Below are 21,615 nucleotides of genomic sequence, written 5' to 3'. Positions count from 1 at the left end.
ATATCGTCCATGCAACGCCCTCTTTCAATTTCCTTCCGCGACATCGATCCATCGCCCGCCGTCGAAGCACGTGTTCGCTCACACGTGGAAAAACTCGAACATCTCTACAATCAGATCATCGGATGTCATGTCGTCATCGAAGCGCCGCACCACAGCCAACACAAGGGCAAGCTCTATCGCGCAAACATCAATATCAAGGTGCCGAACGGCGAGATCGTCGTGAACAGCACCGGTCCAAAAGACCACGCGCATGAAGATATCTATGTCGCTATCCGCGATGCCTTCGACGCCGCCGCGCGCCGCCTTGAGGACCATGTGCGGCGCGTCAGAGACGCCAAGAATGCCCCCTGAACACCGCGATCATTTCAGGGAGCCTCGGCGGTGAAACTTCTTCTGACGGGCGACGTCATGCTGGGACGCGGGATCGACCAGATCCTCGAATATCCCTCGGACCCGAAACTTTACGAGCGCTATATCGGTTCGGCCGGCGACTACGTGCAGCTGGCCGAAAACGCGCACGGCCATATCGACCGACCGGTCGCACCGGACTATGTCTGGGGTGATGCGCTCACCGAGATCGATCGGCACGCGCCGGATCTCCGCATCGTCAATCTCGAAACAGCGATCACGACAGCGAAGAGCCATGCGCCAAAAGGCATCAACTACCGGATGAATCCGGGCAATGCAGACGTGCTGCGCGCGCTGCGCATCGACGCCTGTTCGCTCGCGAACAATCACGTTCTCGACTGGGGCCGCAGGGGACTCGCCGAAACAATCGAGACCTTGGAGCGGATTGGCATCGCCTCGTCCGGCGCAGGCCACGACAGAGAGACGGCCCAGGCGCCCGCCATTCTGCGAGGGAGCGACGGGCGGCGCGTCCTTCTCTTCGGCGCAGCCACGCCCGATAGCGGCGTTCCGCTCGACTGGGCCGCTGCCGACCGGAAGCCCGGCATCGCCCTCCTGCCGGATCTGTCGGAGGCGACCATCGAGACGGTGGCCAGGCGGATCGCCGCGCACAAGGCCGTGGGAGACGTCGTCGTGCTCTCGCTTCATTGGGGTGGGAATTGGGGTTACCGCATCAGGGATGAGGAAAACGCCTTCGCGCATGCGCTGATCGAACGCGCCGGAGTGGACGTGCTCCACGGCCACTCTTCGCACCACACCAAGGGCATCGAGGTCTATCGCGGCAAGCTCATCCTTTACGGATGCGGCGATTTCATCAACGACTACGAAGGCATTCCCGGACATGAGGGCTATCGCAGCGATCTCGCCCTCGCCTTTGTCGCCTCGATCGACGAGGAAAACGACAATAGCCTGAGCGCCCTCTCCATCGTTCCTTTCAGAATTGCCCGGTTCCAGCTCCAACTGGCCTCCGCCGCAGACACAAATTGGCTTCAGGACGTGCTCACAAGAGAGAGCGCGCCGTTCGGACTCCGCTTTGTGGGCTCGGGTCCGCATGAATTGAAGCTTGCCCACCAGGCACAATAAGCGGATGGAACCTCCATCACCTCGCGCATCAAGGTCCGGTCATGAAATTATTTTCTCTCAATGCCAGTCGGGAATTCGGCGAGAAAGTCGCAGCATCGCTCGGCACTCCGCTCGACGCACATGAGGAGAGAGAGTTTGAGGACGGTGAGCACAAGGCGCGACCGTTGGTGAGCGTGCGCGGCGAAGATGTCTACATCATCCAGAGCCTTCACGGCGGTCCGGAACAATCGCCAAACGACAAGCTGTGCCGGCTCCTGTTCTTTATCGCCACCATGAAGGAAAACGGCGCTGCCCGTGTGACCGCCATTATCCCCTATCTCGCCTATGCGCGGAAAGACCGACAGACCAAAAGTCGCGATCCGGTGACGACGCGTTACATTGCGCAATTGCTCGAGGCCGTCGGGACCGATCGGGTCGTAACCATGGAGGTGCATAATATCGTCGCCTTCCAGAACGCGTTCCGGTGCCAGACAATCCATCTCGACACCTGCCGTCTGTTCTCGCGCGCCGCGGCGGCAATTGCTGGCTCGGGGCCGGTTGTTATTGCCTCACCGGACCCCGGCGGCGTCAAACGCGCACAGCTCTTTCGCGAGGCGCTCGAAAAATCGCTGGGCCGCCCCGTCGGCAGCGCATTCATGGAAAAGCGCCGCAGCGCCGGCGTCGTAAGCGGCAATCTTCTCGTCGGCGAAGTGCGCGACGCGAATGTCATCATCATCGACGACCTCATAGCCAGCGGCGGGACCATGGTACGTGCTGGCAACGCATGCCGTGAAGCGGGCGCACGGGCGACCTACGCATTTGCCGCGCATGGTCTTTTCACCGGCGAGGCCGCTACCGCCGTTCAGCAGCCTGATCCGGTCCGGTTCTTCGTCGCCGACACGGTGCCGCCTTTTCGCCTTCCCGCGAAGGTTTTGCATGAACGCATCGAGGTCATCAGCGCGGCCCCTCTCTTCGCCGAGACGATCCGCAGGCTCCATGAAGGCGGCTCAATCAGCGATCTTCTGACGGGCGCGAGCTGATCTCGGGCGCTTCAGCCAGAGCAAGATATTGTCTGGCGAGCGGCAGCCATTTCTCCGGCTTGCGGGTGTCCCGTTCCAGAATATGGACAAGCGACAATCGCGCGCGCAGGCAGGCCCGGTAACGCCAATAGAAGGCGATCAGTTCCGGCGAAGGGCTATCACCAAGCTGCGCCGAATAGCGCTCAATGAGCGCGGGACCTATCCAGCCATCTCCGAGCCGCTTGCATTCGAGGCCGAGAAACACGAGTTCATCTACCGGGTCAACCAGCCGCAACTGCCGATTGAACTCCAGGCAATCAATGATGACCGGCGGCGTATTGAGGCACACATGTTCAGGGCGAAGATCGCCATGCCCATCGACCACCCGACCGGCCTCGACGCGCGCCGTAAGCAACCCGGTGTTGCGCAACAACACCTCCTCGACGCGCGCCAGAATGTCTTCGATCCGCGCACCATCGAGATCGAATGCCGCATCGGTCAACACCTCACGCGTCCTGGCGTGCTCCCGCTGAAACTGCGCGACATAGGCGTTGGGCGGGATATCCGCGCGTTCAGCCGTTTCGTAAAAGCTGCAAAGCCGGTCGGCAACCGCCGTGATCTCTTCGCCGCTTACCTGCCCCTCTGCGAGCGCCCGGTCGAGCATTCGCTCGCGCGGCAGCCTTCGCATGACGACGAGCCAGTCGACGGGAGCACCGTCGCCGCCGATTGCAAGGCTGCCATTTTGTCCCAATGTCAGTGGTGTCACGCCAAGATAGACATCCGGCGCAAGGCGCAGATTTAACCTCACCTCTTCGCGACAATCTCTCGCGCGCGCCTCGACCGTGCTGAAATCGAGATAGGGATAGCGGACCGGCTTCTTCAGCTTGTAGGCGCGCTTTCCGACCAGAAAGACCCATGACATGTGGGTCTCCTCCGCACAAACATCGTCCTTCCCGCCGTCATATGCAGCGGGCTGCCGCAGAAAGCGCAGCTTCTGCTCGAAGGAGATATCCGAAGCCTGGGTCAAGGAATGCCGCTGTCCCCGCGCCGATCGTCTGTTTGCGTCAGACTACACCTTTCGTCCGCCGCTGCGAACGCCGCCGCGTTCCTCGCACGGGCATACGTCTGGCAAACACTTGCCGACAATATTGTCGTCATAGGTCTCCGAATGTTTCCAGTCGCGCGGCTATTTCCACCAATACGGGCGCAATACTTTCCACATTTCTCAACATGGAAGAAAAAACGCCAATTTTGCATTGTCGCAAAGACTCGTCGATGTAATGGTTTCAAAGAGGCAGTACCTGTTTGCCGCGAGAGCGATCGGAAACAGAGACATTTGTTCAGTCTAAGGAGCGTGTTTCGCGAATATGGACGATCCGGGCTCATCGCAGAAAGTGAACTCGAATACGTCGCCCGATTTGAAGCGTGCGGCATCGTCCCTGCCGGCCTGGCTTGTTCTGGTCGTCGGTGTTCTGCTGACCATGCTCGTCACCGTCAATCAGAAGCGAGACGTGGAAGACGACGCCGTGAGGCAGTTCGCCTTTTCTGCCGATCAGGTCACGCTCAAGATCAGAGAACGCCTCGACTCCTACGAACTCATTCTCCGCGGCAGCACCGGCCTCCTCACCGCCTCGGGCGGCGTCACCCGTCGCGACTGGAAAACCTATGTCGAGGAGACGGAGGCCGAGAAGATCGTTCCCGGCTTCCAGGGCATCGGCTTTTCAAAGGTCATTCAGCCGCAGGAACTCGCCCAACACATCGCATCGGTTCGGGCCGAAGGATTTCCGAACTACACCGTGCGTCCGGCAGGCAACCGCCCCATCTACACCAGCATCATCTATCTCGAGCCGTTCCGGGATCGAAATCTGCGCGCCTTCGGATACGACATGTATTCCGAACCGGTGCGTCGCGCCGCAATGGACCGAGCGCGAGACCTTGACAAAGCGGCACTCTCCGGCCCCGTCCGACTGGTGCAGGAGACAGAGTCCGACATACAGACCGGCACCCTGATGTACGTGCCGGTTTATCGTCACGGGGTTCCCATCAACACTGTCGAAGAGCGCCGGGCCGCCCTGATCGGCTGGACATATAGCCCCTATCGAATGCGCGACCTCATTTCCGGCATCCTGCTCGGCTGGGAGGGGGCCGAGCTTCGCCACATCGATCTGCGGATCTATGACGGCCGCAGCGCCGAACCGGAGAAACTCCTTTATGAGCGGGCGGACGCCGACCTGTCTGCCCATCGCTCGGCGTTCTATCAGCAACGCATCATGGATTTCCATGGCCAGTCATGGCTACTGAGCTTCGATCGCCTCCCCAACGCCCCGCCCCTGAGTTACGCGCGAGCATGGGCGAGTCTCGTCGGAGGATTGGCCTTTAGCGGTCTTCTCTTCGCACTGATGCGATCGCTTCTCGGCACCAGGGAACATGCCGAACGTATTGCCGAGGCACTCACCGCGGACATACGCAGACACGAACAGCTGCTGCAGGAGAGCGAGTTTCGCTGGAAGTTCGCCATTGAAGGCGCCGGCGATGGCCTCTGGGATTGGGACATTCCGACCGACAGGATGTTTTTCTCCAGACGTCTCAAGGAAATGCTGGGCTACGGGATCGACGACGTAGGCGACTCGATCGACGATTGGCGAAACCGGTGTCATCCTGACGACCTGGCTGTAGCCGATGAGACGCTGAGAGCTCTTTTCGAGGATAAACTCACCAATTTCGCCAATGAGCAGCGTCTGCGCTGCAAAGACGGGACCTACAAGTGGGCGCTGGTGCGTGGCGCCGTCGTAAGCCGCGATGAGAGCGGCTCCCCTCTGCGCATAATTGGTACACAGAGGGATGTCTCCGCATACAAGACGCTCCAGGCGTCCCTTGAAGAAGACCACAAGGAACTTCTCGACGCGCAACGTATCGGACATGCAGGCAGCTGGAAGATCAACCTGCTCACCAACCAGGTGACGTGGACAGACCAGATATATCGCATGCTGAGGCTCGACCCCTCGGGTCCGTCGCCGACGCTTGACCAAACACTTGCCATGTTCACTCCCGAGAGCCGCGACAGGCTGGCCGCCGCCATCGCGCAGGCCCGGGAAGCAGGCGCCCCATACGAGCTCGACCTGGAAATGATACGAGCCGATGCAACCCACGGGTGGATGCAGACGCGTGGCGAACCTCTGCGCGACTCCAAAGGCCACATCGTCGCGCTACTCGGCGTCGCACGAGACATAACAGACCAGGTGCAGGACCGCACTCGTATCAAACACCTGACACGTCTCTATGCAGCATTGAGCGAATTCAATGCTGCCGTCGTCCGTTGCACGACGCAGGAGGAACTCTTCTCGCAGATCTGCCACATCGCGATCGAGCGCGGCGGTATGAACCTCAGCTGGATCGGCCTTATCGACAAGGAGACAGGCAAGATACGACCAGTCGAGGCCTATAGCGTCATCGATGGTTATATGGACTACGTTCATAGTATCGACGCGTCGATACACCCCGACGATCCGCGGGGCCAAGGGCCTTCCGGCACGGCGGCACGAGAGAACCGGCCGGTCTGGCTCAACGACTTTCAGACCGATCCGCGCACCGTCCCATGGCGTGGACTGGCGGCCAGGTATGGCTGGAACTCGTCCGCCTCGCTGCCGCTGGTCCGCGGCGGTTCGGTCATCGGCATTCTGACGTTTTATTCAACCGAAGGCGGCTGGTTCAACGACGAGATGCGCAAGCTGCTTGAGGAGATGGCCGGAAGTCTCAGCTTCGCGCTCGACAAGTTCGATGCCGAAGCCGAAGCAAAATCCTATCAGGAGACGCTCATCGAGGCCGAACATCGCTTCAATGCGCTCGTTGAGCAATCGATCGCCGGCTCATACATTTTTCAGGATGGGAAGATCGTCTACGCGAACCCGCGTTTCGCGGATATTCTCGGCTACGACAGCGCCGAAGAGCTGATCGGCCGTTCGCCAGCGGAGTTCGTGCATCCCAAGGATCGCCAGGCTTCGGCGGCAAGGGTGCACCAGATGGACAGCGGCGAGATAATACGCAGCGAGGCGGTTTTCACCGCAATCCGAAAAGACGGAACGACGGTGGAAGTCGCATCCAACAATGCAGTGTCCACCTACAAATCGCGTCCGGCCATCATTGGCTTGCTGCAGGACACTTCCGACCGCAAAGTGGCGGAGGAGCAGATCAGACGGTACGCCCAGCAGCTCGAACACACTTTCATCCAGACCGTCCAGCTGACGACCAAGCTGAATGAAATGCGCGATCCCTACACGGTCGGCCATGAGCGGCGCGTGGCCGAAATTTCGGTCGCTATCGGCAGGGAAATGGGCCTGGACGACAATACGCTTGAGGGCCTCCGCGTCGGCGGTTACCTCCACGACGTCGGCAAGATCGTGGTTCCTTCGGAAATCCTGACCAAGCCCGGAAAGCTCACGGCGAATGAAATGGCGCTCATCAAGGAGCACGCACAGGCCGGATACGACATCCTCAAGGAAGTGGATTTCCCCTGGCCGGTCGCGCAGATCGCCCTGCAGCATCATGAAAGGATCGACGGCAGCGGCTATCCAAACGGTCTGAGCGGCAACCAGACGATCCTCGAGGCTCGCATAACGGCCATCGCCGACGTGGTCGACGCCATGTCCACGCATCGCCCCTATCGCGCAAGCATGGGCCTCGAAAAGGCCCTTGAGGAAATCGAGGCAGGCGCGGGCCAGCGCTATGACTCTCTGGCCGCCGCCGCCTGCCTCCGACTCTTCCGCGAGAAGGGATTCAAGATCGACAATTGATCCTGATGCGCGCGGCCACCGTCAGATGACGATGACGCCGCTTGCGGCAGGTTCCTCATAAAGCTTCTCGACCAGACCGGCACGGCGCGCCAGCGTGGCACGCTGGTTGATATAGCCCTTGTCGGTCAGCTCGTTGCCGTCGACCGATGGCGGCTCGGTCATCAGGATCACGCGGCGAACCTGAGTGCTTGAACCCTTGTTGGCGGCGTTATGCGCCCGCAAGCCCTCCACGATGGTCGCCACCACCTTGGGATCGGAAACGAGCTCATCGACCGACGCGTCCGGCTTTCCCGCAACCTGGCGGCAAGCTTCGACATTCGGCCAGGCGAGCAGGCCGATGAAGGGCCTGTCCTGTCCGGTCACCACAGCGTCCTGAATGACGGGAGAAGCCGCTGCGATCGCCGCGACGCGCAGCGAGCCCACATGCACGAAAGTGCCGGAGTCGAGCTTGAAGTCTTCGACGACGCGGCCGGAGAAGATGAGACCTTCTTCCGGTCTGTTCGGGTCGACGAAGATGCCGGCATCGCCGATCTTGTAGAAGCCTTCCTCGTCGAAGGCGCCTTCGGTGAGATCCGGACGCTTGTAGTAGCCCGGCGTAACCGTCACACCACGCAGGCGCAGCTCATACTTGTCGCCCGCAGGCACGAGCTTCAGATCGATGCCGGGGAACGGCAGGCCGATCAGGCCGACGCGCTCCGTCGCCCAATAGGTCGAGGTCGCCGTCGGCGCGGTCTCGGTCGAGCCCCAGCCGGTAAAGAATACGAGCCGGTGACCGGTATGGCGCACGGCAAGGCTCTGCATCCGGTGATAGAGATCGTCCGACAGCGTGGCGCCGCCATAGCCGAGCACTTCGAGATTCTTGAAGAAGGTCGCAGCGAGCGCGTCGTCCTGCTCCAGCGCAGTAGCAAGCGCCGCATAGCCTGCGGGCACATTCGCGTAATAGGTCGGCGACACCTCGCGCAGGTTCCGCAATGTCTCTTCGAACAGGCCGGGCACGGGCCGACCGTCGTCGATATAGAGCGTTCCGCCATCGGCGAGCAGACCATGCAGGCCGGCATTGCCGCCCATGGTGTGGTTCCAGGGCAGCCAGTCGAGGACGATCGGCGCGATGGCATCCTCGTCCCGCGGGCGCGACTGCTGCGACATGGCGACGTTCGCCGTCATCATTTCCTGCGTGTTGATGACTGCCTTGGGCATGCCGGTCGAGCCCGAGGTGAAGAGCAGCTTGCCGATGGTCGAGGGTTCGATGGCCGCAACCGACTTTTCGACGTCCGGCGTTACCGGCGTCTTCGCCAATTCGTCGAAGGACACGCTGCTGACCCCGGAGGGCGCTGCCTCGACATGGACGACAGTGACGCCCGAGAGATCGAGCGTCTGCAGCGCTCGCTCGAAAGGCTTGCCGTTCTGCACCATGACGACGCCCGGCTGCAACAGGTCGAAGACATGCTTGAGCTTCGCGTGGTCCTCGCTCATCAGCGAATAGGCGGGCGACACCGGCGCTGCCGGAAGTCGCGCCTGCATGGCCGCCATGGTCATCATGGCGTGCTCGAGCGAATTGCCGCTCAGGATCATGACCGCGCTGTCCGGCCCGAGGTCGAGATCGAGAAGGGCCTGCGTTAGCGCGTCCACCGTCGCACGCGCCTCGCCATAGCTCAGACGCCGCCAGTCGCGCGCTTCACCCCGCCGCTGCGCCAGCCAGGTACGGTCCGGCTGCGTCTCGCTCCAATGGCGAAAGAAGGCGGGGATATGCTTTTCGTAGGGTTTGAGCGGAATCCGCGAGCGCATGATCATCGAGCCGTCGTCGCGCCGTTCCAGCTCGATGTCGCGCTCAAGAAATTTCACGGGCTTGAATGGCGCTTTGACGTAGGTATTCATGGCTTTATTCCGCCTCTTTTTGGACTCCCATTGCGGGAAACCTAGACGGAAAAAGCCTGTCTGACCATCGTTCAGCGGTGGGCCACTGCATCGTCGAAATGATGCGCTGCACAATCAGCCAACGACAGCGGCGTCGAAGCACCTGCCGCGTCTTCAATGCTCATGTTGAAAACGGCAGCGGACCGAACGGACGAGCATTCCAGCTCGCCCGTTCGGATGTTGACTGCGCCTCAAATGGCGGCGGTGACCTGAACCTCGGCCTTCCATTCCGGCTTCACCAGCGGCGACTGCACGCAGGCACGCGCCGGGAGGTTCTGCGGGTCGACCCAGGCGTCCCAGACCTCGTTGAAGACGTCGTAGTCACCCATGTCGGCAAGCCAGATCTGGACGAAGATGAGCTTCGACTTGTCGGTGCCGGCTTCGGCCAGGAGCGCGTCGATCTGGCCAAGGATCTGCTGCGCCTGCCCGCGGATCGGCGCAGACGCGTCCTCCGCTACCTGTCCGGCGAGGAACACGCGATCGCCATGCACCACCGCTTCGCTCAACCGCTTGCCTACGCCCAATCGACGGATCGCCATAGCTCCACTCCTTGAAAACGATATTTGCCCCGCTTCGCGGGCGCGATTTGATACCAGTCCCCAATAGGGCCAGCAAACGAAAAGGCGGCCCATAGGGACCGCCTTTCGCGACAGCGCAGTGGCTATCGTTTACCGATCGACCGCTAGACGCGGAACCGAGAGAAAGCGATCAGATCGCTTCCTTCAGATCCTTCGCGACGCGGAAAGCGACCTTCTTGGACGCCTTGATCTTGATCTGCTCGCCCGTGGCCGGGTTGCGGCCGATACGCGCGGCGCGCTTGCGGACCTGAAGGATGCCGAGGCCGGTGATGCGGACCTTGTTGCCCTTCTTCAGGTTCTTCACGGTGAGCTCGACGAAATCGTCGAACAAGGCAGCCGCTGCCTTCTTCGACAGATCGTGCTTTTCCGCAAGTTCCGCAATGATCTTCGAAAGCGGAATGGTGACCTGAGCCGTCGCGGCCTTGGCCGCCTTGGCGGCCGGTGCCTTGGCGGCAGGTTTGGCTGCGGCCTTGGCTGCGGGTTTAGCTGCTGCTTTTGTTGCCATGATTTGTGATTCGTCCTTGGTGGAACCGGTAACTATCTTTCACGAGATTCGAAAAAACGCCAAGAGTTTGCTGGGCCCCAACGCTTTTTTCGCCCCGCATGTCGCGTTTATTCACAGATTTCGACATGAAAGGCACGAAAAAGCCCGTCACCATTGGACATATCGCACATGCGTACCTACCTTGAGACGTACCATCATTGAAAAAAGCGCCCGCGTCATGAGCCTGAAAGCAGCGATTCTCCCTGTGACTCCGTTCCAGCAGAACTGCACTCTGCTTTGGAACGACGACACCATGCATGGCGCGGTGAGCGATCCCGGCGGCGATCTCGACCGCATTATCGGCACCGTCGAGGAGGCGGGAATCACCCTCGACAAGATTCTCCTTACACATGGGCATCTCGACCATGCCGCGGCCGCGGGCGATCTGGCGCGGAAGCTCAACATTCCCATCGAAGGTCCGCATCGCGCCGATCTCTTCCTGATCGAAGCCCTGCCGGAACAGGCCCGCAAATACGGCTTTCCCGAATGCGGCGCATTCGTGCCGGACCGCTGGCTGGAAAACGGCGACACGGTCGATGTTGCCGGACTGACGTTCGACGTGATCCATTGCCCCGGCCACACGCCGGGTCATGTCGTGTTCTTCCACGCTCCCTCACACCTCGCCATCGTCGGCGACGTGCTGTTTCAGGGCTCCATAGGACGCACCGACCTGCCGCAGGGCGATTACAACGCCCTTGTCTCCTCCATCCGCGAACGCCTTTGGCCACTTGGCGACGACGTCACCTTCGTGCCGGGCCACGGACCGCTTTCCACCTTCGGCGCGGAGCGGCGCACCAATCCGTTCGTCGCAGACGACACGTTCGCCTGACCTTTTGCCCCGGAGTCCCAGTTGAGCGCAGTTCCCACCGACCTCGGGCGCATCGAAGCCCTTCTGGCAATCATGGCCAAGCTGCGCAATCCCGATGGCGGCTGTCCCTGGGATATCGAACAGAACTTCGCGACCATTGCGCCCTACACGATCGAGGAGGCCTATGAAGTCGCGGACGCAATAGAGCGCGGCGACATGGCCGACCTGCGCGAGGAACTTGGCGACCTTCTACTCCAGGTCGCCTTCCATGCGCAGATGGCGGAAGAGTCCGGGCTGTTCGCCTTCGAGGACGTGGTCCGCGCGATTTGCGAAAAGATGATCCGTCGCCATCCACATGTCTTCGGCGATGAGACCTCCGGCTCGGCGGCTGCCGTAAAGGGGCGGTGGGACGACATCAAGGAACAGGAAAAGGCCGCGAAGGGAAAGCCGGCGTCCGCGAGCATTCTGGACGATGTGCCCTTCGCCCTCCCCGCGCTGACACGCGCCGTGAAGCTTCAGAACCGCGCAGCACGTGTCGGCTTCGATTGGCCGAGCACGGTCGAAGTGCTCGACAAGCTCAACGAGGAGATGCTCGAGCTATCCGAAGAGCTCGCCAAGGGCGGCGATGCGGATCGCCTCGAAGATGAATTCGGCGACTTGTTGTTCGTGTACGCCAATCTGGCGCGTCACATGAAAATCGATCCGGAGGCCGCGTTGCGTCGCGCAAACGCAAAGTTTTCAAGCCGTTTCAAGCATATCGAAGATCGGCTTTCCGCCTCCAACCGTCGACCAGAGGATTCAACGCTGGAAGAAATGGATGCTCTTTGGACGGAAGCAAAGCTTATCGAGCGCGGCCAAAAGTAAACTGAAGCGTTCATTACTCTGATTTTTATACGTCTCTTTTGTGGTGATTTGCGCTGTTACTCAAAGTAACATTTGCGCATGTCCATCCGTAGACGCATTTGGTTCTTCGAAGGCGCTGTGCTCACAGTGCTGGCGCTGTTATTTGGCACATTGTTCTGGACGTTCCTGAGTTACCAGGAGCTCATAGACGAGAATCGCGCAGCAATCGGCCTGATGATCCAGGCCCAACGAGTGACGCTTGCGCTCAAGGATACCGAGGAAGCGCATGAGACGTTCCTCCAGAAGACGAATCCTCGAGCCATCCCCGTCTATAAGGACGCGCGTGGAAAGCTCCTCGAAGCAATCGCCAGCATCGAAGCCATGACGCCTGGCGGCGACGACAAGACGGCGGAAGGCAAGACCATCGGCATGATTGCCGCCGCACGCCTGGCTCGTTTGGATAAAGATATCGAACTCGCGGGAGGCCGCCCCCCGCCTTCGCGTCAGGTGGCGGAAATAGGCATAAAGATGCATGCCATCGACCGGAAGCAGACCGATATTGCGATCAATGCGCTGATTGGTCATGTCGAGATGCACACCGATGAAATATGGACACGGCTCGACCAGGCACGGCGCTGGGTTTCGAACTTTATCGCCCTTGGTGGCGCCTTCATTATCGTGATGTCCCTCATCGCAATCATGGTCTCGATGCGATATGTGATGCGCCCGATTATCGCCCTCGCCACCGGGCTCGACACGATCAGCCAGAACGAAAGCCCGCGGGAGATCGAGGTTCCGGAAGGCGACGAGTTGGGGCTCGTCGCGAGGGCCTTCAACCGCCTGGCGCTGCACCTGAGTGACGCAAACGCGAAGCGCGTGGCCACCGAAGAGGAGTTGAAACGGACCAACAAGGAACTGATGGCCCGAAACGACGAAGTCATCGCCCGAACCCGTTCAATCGATCTGCTCGGCCGCGTCGCATATCGGCTTCCCGGCTGCTCGAACATCAATGAGTTTGCATCCCTTGTGGAAAGGTTCGTCCCGCAGCTTTTTCCCGATATTCCAGGCGCGCTCTACATCTTTTCCGGGTCGCGCACGGTGCTGACGGAGGTAGCGCAATGGGGCGAGCCCAAGGGAGATACGCCCGAATTCAGCCCGCAGAGTTGTTGGGGTCTGAGGCGCGGACAAGCACATGAAATCAAGAACGTCGCGGCTGACGTCGTTTGCGAGCACATCAAGCCCGATGCCGTGTTGGGTTATCGCTGCCTCCCTCTTGTCGCTCAAAGCGAGACGGTGGGACTGCTCTATCTCGAACGGACAGACGAAACCGTGCCATGGGCTATCGAGGCACAGGATCTTCGCGTGCTGGCCGAAACATTGGCGCTTGCCCTCGTCAATCTGCGTCTTCGCGAAACCCTCCGCGAGCAGTCCATCCGCGACCCGCTCACCGGCCTCTTCAATCGCCGTTTCCTGCAGGAAGCTTTGGAGCTTCTTCAGGCGCGCGCGGAGCGCAGCGATCTCTCCATCGGAGCGATCATGATCGACATCGATCATTTCAAGGATTTCAACGACGAATATGGACATGATGCGGGCGACGTAGCGCTGAAGTATCTCTCGGAGCTCATGCCCCGGCATGTCCGCGCCAGCGATCTCGTCTGCCGCTTCGGCGGCGAGGAATTCCTGATTGTCATGCCCGGCGCGACGATGGAGCGCGCGACCGAGTGCGCCGAAAATCTGCGAAAGGCCGCAGCGGAAATGCAGCTGATCCACAACGGAGTTCAGCTCAAGCATTTTACAATCTCGCTCGGCGTCGCTCTCGTTCCGGATCATGCCTCGGACGTGAAGACTTTGCTCGAGGCTGCCGATCAAGCTCTTTACATCGCCAAGAACGGCGGACGAAACCGCGTCGAAATCGCGGTGCCCGTCCATGTCACCCCGCACGCGACCAATCTCATCGAAATTTCCGCACCCGATTCTGAAACGTCAGACGGGCTGGGCTCGTCAGCTCTCTTTGGCAGCTGATCAGCTGCGATGCGTCGCGTCCGAAACGCGTAGCCAGGTCTTTTCGTCGCGCGCCACGAGATGCGGCCCGGCAAGCGTACGCGGCACGTAATCGGCCCCGTTGGCCATATCGCGGACAACGCCGCCGGCCTCCCGCACAATCAACGATCCGGGCACGTGGTCCCATGGCATCATGCGGTGGTAGGTCACGATATCCTTGAGCCCGCGCGCGACCGAGGTGTAGTCGACCGCCGAGCAGAGATCGTTTGCCTCGCGCCCGACATGGCCCGCAAGACCCTCGACACGCATTCGCCACTCGTCCGGCATGAAGCGTGTGTTGAACGCGCCCACGATGTCGCGCAGGTCTTCCGGGCCATGGCCGGTACTGAGCCGCACCGTCTTGCCACCCGAGGTCCACCAGGCTCCGCCGCCGCGCTCCGCCGTGGCCAGTTCGCCGGAAGCAGGCAGATAGATCCATGCAAGCTCCGTCACGCCGCCGCGCACCAGCGCGATCATCACGCCGAAGGTCTCCCGGCCCGCAATGAAGTTGCTGGTGCCATCCACCGGATCGACGGTCCAGACGGGCGCATCGCTCTCGATCAGCGAGAGGCGCGACCTGTCGGCGGCAACAGCCTCCTCTCCCAGCACATGCGACCCGGCGACCAGGGCGGCAAGCCGCGGTGTGAGCCACAGCTCCGCCTCGCGGTCGGCGATGGTCACATAGTCGCCCTTGGATTTTTCCTCGACGTCGCCATCCTTCAGCGCCCGGAAGCGCGGCATGATTTCCAGCGCCGCGACTTCACGCATCAGGTCCGAGACCTCATCGGCGAGACTGCTCATGGCCTATTCCGCCGCATTCGCCATCATGGCTTCGACGCGTCCCTTGAGTTCGGGATAGCGCTTTTCAAGCCGTCCGAACTCGGCCTCGGAAAGGTTCACATCGAGAACGATGGAGCCGTCTTCCTCGTTCACGCGCCTGCGAACCTGCCCATGCTCATGGAGCCAGGCCATGAGCTCGCCTTCATTGGGCAAAATCGTGATGCGAAGGGTGATCCCCTTGTCGACGATGAGCTTGTCGATCAGCGTGAGCAGCGTAGCCGTGCCTTCGCCGGTCAATGCGGACACTGCAACGGTCAGCGGATCGCGCGCGGCGGCATTCACCACCGCGTCATGCGCTTCCGGCGCGAGGCTGTCGATCTTGTTCAGAACTTCGACAATCGGCCGCTGCGGTTCCTCTGCCTTCTCTCCGGCAAGCCCGAGCGAGGCAAGAACGGCCTCGACGTCGTGCTTCTGGATCTCGCTCTCTTCGTGCGACGCATCCCGCACATGCAGGATGACTTCCGCCTCCAGCACCTCTTCGAGCGTCGCCCGGAAAGCAGCGACGAGATGCGTCGGCAGGTCAGAGATGAAACCCACCGTGTCCGACAGGATGATCTTGCGGCCGCTCGGCAGCGACACCGCGCGCATCGTCGGGTCGAGCGTCGCGAAGAGCAGGTTCTCCGCAAAGACACCTGCCTCGGTCAGCCGGTTGAACAGCGTCGATTTGCCGGCGTTGGTGTAGCCGACCAGCGCCACGACCGGATAAGGCACTTCGCGCCGCGTCTTGCGATGCAGCTCGCGCGTCCGCTTCACCGTTTCGAGCTGCCGCTCGATCTTGGTGATGCGTTCCATGATGATGCGCCGGTCGGCCTCGATCTGAGTTTCGCCCGGACCACCGAGGAAGCCGAAGCCGCCGCGCTGACGCTCGAGATGGGTCCAGCTGCGAACCAGACGGCTCTTCTGGTAATTGAGATGGGCAAGCTCGACCTGCAATGCGCCTTCGCGCGTATGGGCCCGCTCACCGAAGATTTCGAGGATGAGGCCCGTGCGGTCGAGAATCTTGACCTTCCAGGCGCGTTCGAGGTTGCGCTGCTGAACGGGCGACAGATGCCCGTCCACGATCACAAGCTCGACCTCCAGCTCCTCCAGCTGGCCATTCAACTCATCGACCTTGCCCTCGCCGATCAGCGTCGCCGGGCGTGGATCGGAGATCACGGCGATGGCATTGCCGACAAGGTCGAGGTCGATCGCGGCCGCGAGGCCCAGTGCCTCCTCGAGGCGTGCCGTTTGCGAGCGGAAAGGTTGTCCCTTCCGCTTCGCGTCGAGTTCCGCCGTCTTGAGCCACGGCACCAGCACAAAGGCGCGCGTACGCTTGCGCCGCGCATCGTGGCCCGAGGCGCTGCCGGAACGGCTTTTGTCGCGGCGCTTCGTATCGCCGCCAGAATTGTCCAGATCGGTCAAGAAAGGGCCTTAAGCCTCCTCGCCATTCGCTCCCGGCTCGAAAAGCTGCACGGGCGACGAAGGCATGATCGTCGATATGGCGTGCTTATAGACCAATTGCGAGTGGCCATCACGACGCAGCAACACACAAAAGTTGTCGAACCAGGTCACAACGCCCTGAAGCTTCACCCCATTCACAAGGAAGATCGTGAGGTTCGTCTTGTTCTTGCGAACGTAGTTCAGGAACGTATCCTGCAAGTTATGGGTCTTCTCGCTCATGGGTAAACCCCATTTGTAAAATTTGGCCGGGTCGACACGGCCGCAGCGGCCGACCTCGATGGCTTTGCCTCCGCCCCGTTGGGGCAAGAGATGCGGACCCCTTTAATCTGTTCTATTTCTAAAATGCTGCAAGTGCGAAAACGCATGAATGCGACTTTTGCCGCACTTTTTTGTCGATAACGCCGCCCAAGGACGTTTCAGCTCAGCAGGCCGACCTTCGAATAGGCCTCACGGAGGCGAAGCGTGATCGAACCGGGCGCCCCGTTGCCGATCGCCCTGTCATCGATCCGAACGACGGGAATGATGACGGCGGAGGATGCGCTGATGAACGCCTCGCGCGCCGACTTCGCCTCATCCGGTGTGAACGGACGCTCGACAATCTCGATCCCCTCCTGCCTCGCCGCGTCGAGAAGGACCGCGCGGGTGATGCCCGGAAGGATGTCAGGCCCCAATGAGCGGGTGATGAGCCGCCCTTCCTTGTCGACGATCCACGCATTGGTCGAAGAACCTTCGGTCACATATCCCTCGGCATCGACCAGCCAGGCCTCATAGGCGCCGGCCTCTCGCGCCGCCTGCTTGGCCAATATGTTGGGAAGCAGCGCGATCGACTTGATGTCGCGCCGCGCCCAGCGCAGATCGGGCATGGTGACGACCGCGACGCCCTTCTCGACCGACTGCTGGACCCGCGCCATGTTGAGCCGCTTCGCCGTAACCACGAGCGACGGCTTCACATGGGCGCCGGGAAATGGATGATCGCGAGGCGCGACGCCGCGCGTGACCTGAAAATAGACGAGCCCGTTCTCGATCCGGTTCCGGCGCACCACTTCACGAAGCACCTGCCGCAGCGCGGCGAGCGGCATGGGGCTCGCGATCCGCAGCTCCGAAAGCGACCTCTGAAGCCGGGCGAGGTGCAATTCCTCGTCCATGAGCCTGCCGCCGCGAATGCCGCAGACCTCGTAGACGCCATCGGCGAACTGGTAGCCGCGATCCTCGATATGGACGCTCGCATCCGCATGGCGGACGTAGCGGCCGTTGACATAGGCAATACGTGACAAGATGGGCTTCCTGCTCTGACGTCAGATCGGCAGATCGGGACGCGAGGCTGTCGCGACACCGAGCGACTTCAGCTTGCGGTGCAGCGCCGAACGCTCCATGCCGATGAAGGCCGCCGTGCGCGAGATATTCCCCCCGAAGCGGCTGATCTGGGCCATCAGGTACTCGCGCTCGAAGGTCTCGCGCGCCTCGCGAAGCGGCAGCGCCATGATGTGCTCGCCGCCCGAACCGTTGACAGTGATCTGTGCCGAGGAGCCGACCTCCGCGGGAAGCATGTCGGCGGTCACTACCGCGCCCGGATCGCCCGATGTCAGGATGAGCAGCCGTTCGACGTTGTTCCGCAACTGGCGGACATTGCCCGGCCAGTCATGCGCCTGGAGCGCCGCCATGGCGTCTTCCGAGATCCGGCGCGCCGGGAGGCCCGTGGCACGGGAGATCAGGCCCATGAAGTGATCGACCAGCATCGGAATGTCCTCGCGCCGCGACGAAAGCGGCGGCACATGGATCGGCACGACATTCAGGCGGTGATAAAGGTCCTCGCGGAAGCGTCCCTTGGCGATTTCATCCTGAAGATCGCGGCTCGACGAGGAGACGACGCGCACATCGACCTTCACCTTCGGGCCGCCGCCGACCCGCTCGAAGGTCTGGTCGACGAGCACGCGCAGAATCTTGCTCTGTGTCTCGATGGGCATTTCCGCCACTTCGTCGAGGAACAGCGTGCCGCCATGCGCCTGCTCGAAGACGCCCACCTTGCGGGGGCCCGCCGACGACGCCTCTGTGCCGAAAAGCTCGATCTCCATGCGTTCCGGCGCCATGGTCGCCGTATTGATCGCGATAAAGGCCCCTTCCGCGCGGCGAGAGCGGGCGTGAAGAAGCCGCGCCACGATCTCCTTGCCGGAGCCCGAGGGACCAGTGATGAGCACGCGGCTGCCCGTCGGCGCCACCTTGTCGATGGTCTGGCGCACCTGCGCGATGGTCGGCGACAAGCCGATCAGCGTCGTCTCGTCGCCGACGCGATTTCTCAACTCGTCGTTCTCGCGCTTGAGCTTGTAGGCTTCGATGGCGCGGCGAATGATGAGGATCAGGCGGTCGGCCTTGAACGGCTTCTCGATGAAATCGTAGGCGCCCTTCTTGATCGCCGAGACCGCCGTCTCGACATTGCCATGGCCGCTGATGATGACGACCGGCAGGTCGGGATGGCGCTCATGCACGGCGTCGAGAACTTCGAGCCCGTCGAGGCGGCTTCCCTGCAGCCAGATGTCGAGAACCACGAGGCCCGGCCGACGCGCTTCGATGGCTGCGAGCGCGCCGTCGCTGTCTCCGGCGACCCGCGTGTCATAGCCCTCGTCGTTGAGGATACCTGCAACGAGCTCGCGGATATCCGCCTCGTCATCGACAATGAGAATGTCAGATGCCATTTACCGCCTCGTTCTCTGTCGTAGTCTCGATTGTTTCCGGAAGCTCTGCGTCGCCGTGAATCCGCGGAAAGACGAGCGCGACGCGAGCGCCGCTCTCCCAGCCTTCCGCCGCCGGCGCATCGCTAAGCAGAAGCGAGCCGCCATGGTCTTCCATGACCTTGTTCACGATTGCGAGGCCGAGCCCTGTGCCCTTCGCGCGCGTGGTCATGTAAGGCTCCGTCAGGCGCGCCCGGTCCGTCTGCGGCAGGCCGCAGCCTGAGTCCGTCACCACGATGGAAACGGTCCCCGGCGCCTCCACCAGCGCCACGTGAACGCGGCCGAGATGGCCGCCACGGTGTTGTGAGGCGTCCTCACCTTCCGCTTCGGGTTCCTGCCCCCGGATTGCTTCCGCCGCATTCTTCAGAATGTTGGTCAGCGCCTGGCTGACGAGGCGCCCGTCGCAATCGAGAACCACCGGATCGCTCGACATCTCGAGCTGATACTCGATATCCGGCTGCGCGACGCGCTGAAGGAATACCGCTTGCCGCACGATCTCGTTGATCTCGATCGGCTTGATATGCGCCGTCGGCATTCGCGCGAAAGACGAAAACTCGTCCACCATGCGTCCGATATCGGTCACCTGCCGGATGATCGTGTCGGTGCATTGCTGGAAAACCTCCGGATCGGAGTGAATTTCCTTGGTGTATTTGCGCTTAAGCCGCTCGGCCGAAAGCTGGATCGGCGTCAGCGGGTTCTTGATCTCATGCGCGATGCGCCGCGCCACGTCCGCCCAGGCGGAGGTGCGCTGCGCGCGCACCAGTTCCGTGATGTCGTCGAAGGTCAGCACGAACCCGCCCAGCGCCGAATCCGTCAGCTCGCTGGTGACACGAATGTTGAGCGTCCGCTCCAGACCGTCCCGCATGATCACGACCTGCGCCTGCGCGCGCCTGTCCGGATGGGCTTGCGCCTCGCCCACGACCGCCGCCATCTCGGGGATAGCGGCCGCAATATCGCGCCCGACCAACTCGTCCGCCGCCTTGCCGAAGAAGCGCAGCGCGGCCCGGTTCGCATGGTTGATATGGCCTTCGTAATCGAGGCCGAACACGCCTGCGCTGACGCCGGAAAGCACCGCCTCCGTGAACTGGCGCCGCTGGTCCAGTTCGTGGTTGGCGTCCACGAGATCCTTGCGCTGGCTCTCAAGCTCGCTCGTCATGCGGTTGAAGGCATTGGACAGCACGTCGAGCTCGTCACCCGTTTCGCCCGGTTCGACGCGGGCGCCCCAATCGCCTGCACTCACGCGCTCCGACGCCTGAACCAGCTTGCTGATCGGATCGATGAGGCGGTTCGATGCCCAGAGACCAAGCCAGATCGCGGCAAGCAAGGTCACCAGCGCCATGGCGACATAGATCAACGCGAAGGTGACCTGGAAGGTGATGCGGCGCTTCTCGAGGCTTTGGTATTCGTCCACCGCTTCGCGGGTCTGCGCCAGATGTTCGAGAACGCGGGCATCGACGAAACGGCCGACATAGAGATAGGCGTCGTCGAGCGCGCTCAGTTTCACCAGAGCCCGGATCTGATTGTGCTGCTCCACCGTCCAGAGCACGGCCTCGCCCTTGTCCGCCTTGGCGAACTGCTCGGAAGACGGCAGCCCCATGTCGGGCGCCACGCTGGCCGTCACCTTGGCGAGCAGCCGCCCCTTGGCGTTGATGACATAGGCGGCAGGCAGCGACCTGAGCGCCGCCTGCGTCGCGACCAGTTGCTGGAAGCGCTCGGGGTTCGATGCCAGGTACGGGGCGGCGCGATCGAGGTCGGTGACCATCGCCAGCGCATCCCCGCGCAGCACATGGTGATGCTCGTCCAGATAGGCTTCCGCCACGGTCTGCGCATTGGAGATGATCGTCTGCGTGCGCTCGCTGAACCAGGCATCGAGGCCGCGATTGAGCGTTACCGCCGCAAAGACGGCGACGATGATCGCGGGCATGACCGCCACGACCGCGAACATGGCGACGAGCCGCGCATGGAGCTTGGCGCCCGCAGCGCCGCTGACCCGCGCGATGATGAGCCGTACCACCCGCCAGCAGATGAGCGCCGCGAGGATCAGGACGATGCTCATGTTGCTGAGAAGCAGCACGATGACGAGGACCCGGCCGGGCCGAAGCGGGGTGAGACCGGTAAGCGTCAGATAGGTGAAGGAGCCGAGGACGATCGCAGCAACGACGAGGCCAACGGCCAACGCGCCCGAAAAGCCGCGCCGGGACATGAGGCCCCAGAGCCGGCTGTCCCAGCTTCTCTTGCCCAAATGGTCCGTTACCGTCATGCCCCGTGGGGTCCTCGCGCACGGCGCCGACCGAGCCATTCGCCAACCGGCGAACTACAGCGCGATGCGCCGCCTGTGCCCAATCTGCCACGAAAAAATCGGTTCAAACGGCATTCTGGCCTGCGAATCGCGGCACAGCAACCACAATGTGGCCTGTTTACAACTATTCTCAGGAAAGGCGCGGATTGCTGTATGGCCGCCGCAAATAGCGGCGGCGCGGGCCCTCTCTCTGGCCTTTTTTCCGGTCGCGGACGACGGCGCTGGTCTAAATCCCCAAAAAGTCAGTTGACTACATCTGTTTGATGGGGTTACTTCCAAATGTCCCAAAGTGGACGCTGAAATCGTT

At 61.7% G+C, this 21,615-nt stretch carries 17 protein-coding genes; 7 read left to right on the top strand and 10 right to left on the bottom strand.

Features of this window, described 5'->3' with window-relative positions; all coding sequences use genetic code 11:
* Positions 1–9 precede the first annotated feature (9 nt).
* From ABFC66_RS14520 to ABFC66_RS14510, 3 genes are read left to right on the top strand one after another with little or no spacing between them, the layout of a single operon-like run.
* The gene (locus ABFC66_RS14520; RefSeq protein ID WP_346741679.1) at positions 10–351 is read left to right on the top strand and encodes an HPF/RaiA family ribosome-associated protein; all 342 of its coding nucleotides are present in this window, start codon (positions 10–12) and stop codon (positions 349–351) included.
* 30 nt (positions 352–381) lie between these two features.
* Positions 382–1,488, top strand: a complete 1,107-nt coding sequence (locus ABFC66_RS14515; protein ID WP_346741678.1) for a CapA family protein — start codon at positions 382–384, stop codon at positions 1,486–1,488.
* 41 nt (positions 1,489–1,529) lie between these two features.
* A complete protein-coding gene (locus ABFC66_RS14510; protein ID WP_346741677.1) occupies positions 1,530–2,507 on the top strand; it encodes a ribose-phosphate pyrophosphokinase in 978 nt (325 codons plus the stop codon).
* Here the strand turns inward: ABFC66_RS14510 and ABFC66_RS14505 are convergent.
* Positions 2,479–3,513 carry a hypothetical protein gene (locus tag ABFC66_RS14505; protein WP_346741676.1) on the bottom strand — a complete coding sequence of 345 codons (1,035 nt, stop codon included), beginning with the start codon at positions 3,511–3,513 and terminating at the stop codon, positions 2,479–2,481. The two genes, ABFC66_RS14510 and ABFC66_RS14505, sit on opposite strands and share 29 nt — an antisense overlap.
* A 340-nt stretch (positions 3,514–3,853) precedes the next feature.
* Between ABFC66_RS14505 and ABFC66_RS14500 the strand changes: the two genes are divergently transcribed.
* Positions 3,854–7,276, top strand: coding sequence for a CHASE domain-containing protein (locus ABFC66_RS14500; RefSeq protein WP_346741675.1), 3,423 nt, complete (start codon positions 3,854–3,856; stop codon positions 7,274–7,276).
* A 21-nt stretch (positions 7,277–7,297) separates the two neighbouring features.
* Here ABFC66_RS14500 and ABFC66_RS14495 read toward each other — a convergent pair whose 3' ends face one another.
* The 3 genes from ABFC66_RS14495 to ABFC66_RS14485 all read right to left on the bottom strand — a co-directional run bounded on the left by ABFC66_RS14495 (position 7,298) and on the right by ABFC66_RS14485 (position 10,273).
* The gene (locus ABFC66_RS14495) at positions 7,298–9,151 is read right to left on the bottom strand and encodes an AMP-binding protein (RefSeq protein ID WP_346741674.1); all 1,854 of its coding nucleotides are present in this window, start codon (positions 9,149–9,151) and stop codon (positions 7,298–7,300) included.
* Between the two features lie 230 nt (positions 9,152–9,381).
* On the bottom strand, positions 9,382–9,729 hold the full coding sequence (locus ABFC66_RS14490) for a RidA family protein (protein ID WP_346741673.1): 348 nt from the start codon (positions 9,727–9,729) through the stop codon (positions 9,382–9,384).
* 169 nt (positions 9,730–9,898) lie between these two features.
* Positions 9,899–10,273, bottom strand: coding sequence for an HU family DNA-binding protein (locus tag ABFC66_RS14485; protein WP_346741672.1), 375 nt, complete (start codon positions 10,271–10,273; stop codon positions 9,899–9,901).
* A 217-nt stretch (positions 10,274–10,490) separates the two neighbouring features.
* Between ABFC66_RS14485 and ABFC66_RS14480 the strand changes: the two genes are divergently transcribed.
* From ABFC66_RS14480 to ABFC66_RS14470, 3 genes are all read left to right on the top strand, one after another.
* Positions 10,491–11,141: an MBL fold metallo-hydrolase gene (locus tag ABFC66_RS14480; protein WP_346741671.1), complete on the top strand. Its 651-nt coding sequence runs from the start codon at positions 10,491–10,493 to the stop codon at positions 11,139–11,141.
* Between the two features lie 21 nt (positions 11,142–11,162).
* Positions 11,163–11,984 carry a nucleoside triphosphate pyrophosphohydrolase gene (gene mazG, locus ABFC66_RS14475; RefSeq protein ID WP_346741670.1) on the top strand — a complete coding sequence of 274 codons (822 nt, stop codon included), beginning with the start codon at positions 11,163–11,165 and terminating at the stop codon, positions 11,982–11,984.
* A gap of 78 nt (positions 11,985–12,062) precedes the next feature.
* Positions 12,063–13,985: a diguanylate cyclase gene (locus ABFC66_RS14470; protein ID WP_346741669.1), complete on the top strand. Its 1,923-nt coding sequence runs from the start codon at positions 12,063–12,065 to the stop codon at positions 13,983–13,985.
* Here ABFC66_RS14470 and ABFC66_RS14465 read toward each other — a convergent pair whose 3' ends face one another.
* The 6 genes from ABFC66_RS14465 to ABFC66_RS14440 form a co-directional block, all read right to left on the bottom strand.
* Positions 13,986–14,804, bottom strand: a complete 819-nt coding sequence (locus tag ABFC66_RS14465; RefSeq protein ID WP_346741668.1) for an inositol monophosphatase family protein — start codon at positions 14,802–14,804, stop codon at positions 13,986–13,988.
* A gap of 3 nt (positions 14,805–14,807) precedes the next feature.
* A complete protein-coding gene (hflX, locus tag ABFC66_RS14460; RefSeq protein WP_346741722.1) occupies positions 14,808–16,136 on the bottom strand; it encodes a GTPase HflX in 1,329 nt (442 codons plus the stop codon).
* Positions 16,137–16,253: 117 nt separating this feature from the next.
* Entirely contained in the window at positions 16,254–16,502 is a 249-nt protein-coding gene (hfq, locus tag ABFC66_RS14455) for an RNA chaperone Hfq (protein ID WP_152216817.1), read from the bottom strand.
* A 197-nt stretch (positions 16,503–16,699) separates the two neighbouring features.
* On the bottom strand, positions 16,700–17,557 hold the full coding sequence (locus ABFC66_RS14450; protein ID WP_346741667.1) for a D-amino-acid transaminase: 858 nt from the start codon (positions 17,555–17,557) through the stop codon (positions 16,700–16,702).
* A gap of 21 nt (positions 17,558–17,578) precedes the next feature.
* Positions 17,579–18,973, bottom strand: coding sequence for a sigma-54 dependent transcriptional regulator (locus tag ABFC66_RS14445; RefSeq protein ID WP_346741666.1), 1,395 nt, complete (start codon positions 18,971–18,973; stop codon positions 17,579–17,581).
* Positions 18,963–21,269: a PAS domain-containing sensor histidine kinase gene (locus tag ABFC66_RS14440; RefSeq protein ID WP_346741665.1), complete on the bottom strand. Its 2,307-nt coding sequence runs from the start codon at positions 21,267–21,269 to the stop codon at positions 18,963–18,965. Before ABFC66_RS14440 ends, ABFC66_RS14445 begins: the two co-directional genes overlap by 11 nt.
* Positions 21,270–21,615 lie beyond the last annotated feature (346 nt).

This window comes from Parvibaculum sp., from assembly GCF_039680535.1.
Lineage (GTDB): Bacteria > Pseudomonadota > Alphaproteobacteria > Parvibaculales > Parvibaculaceae > Parvibaculum.
Note: the sequence above shows the minus strand (reverse complement) of the source record. Positions and strands in the feature narration are given on the sequence as shown.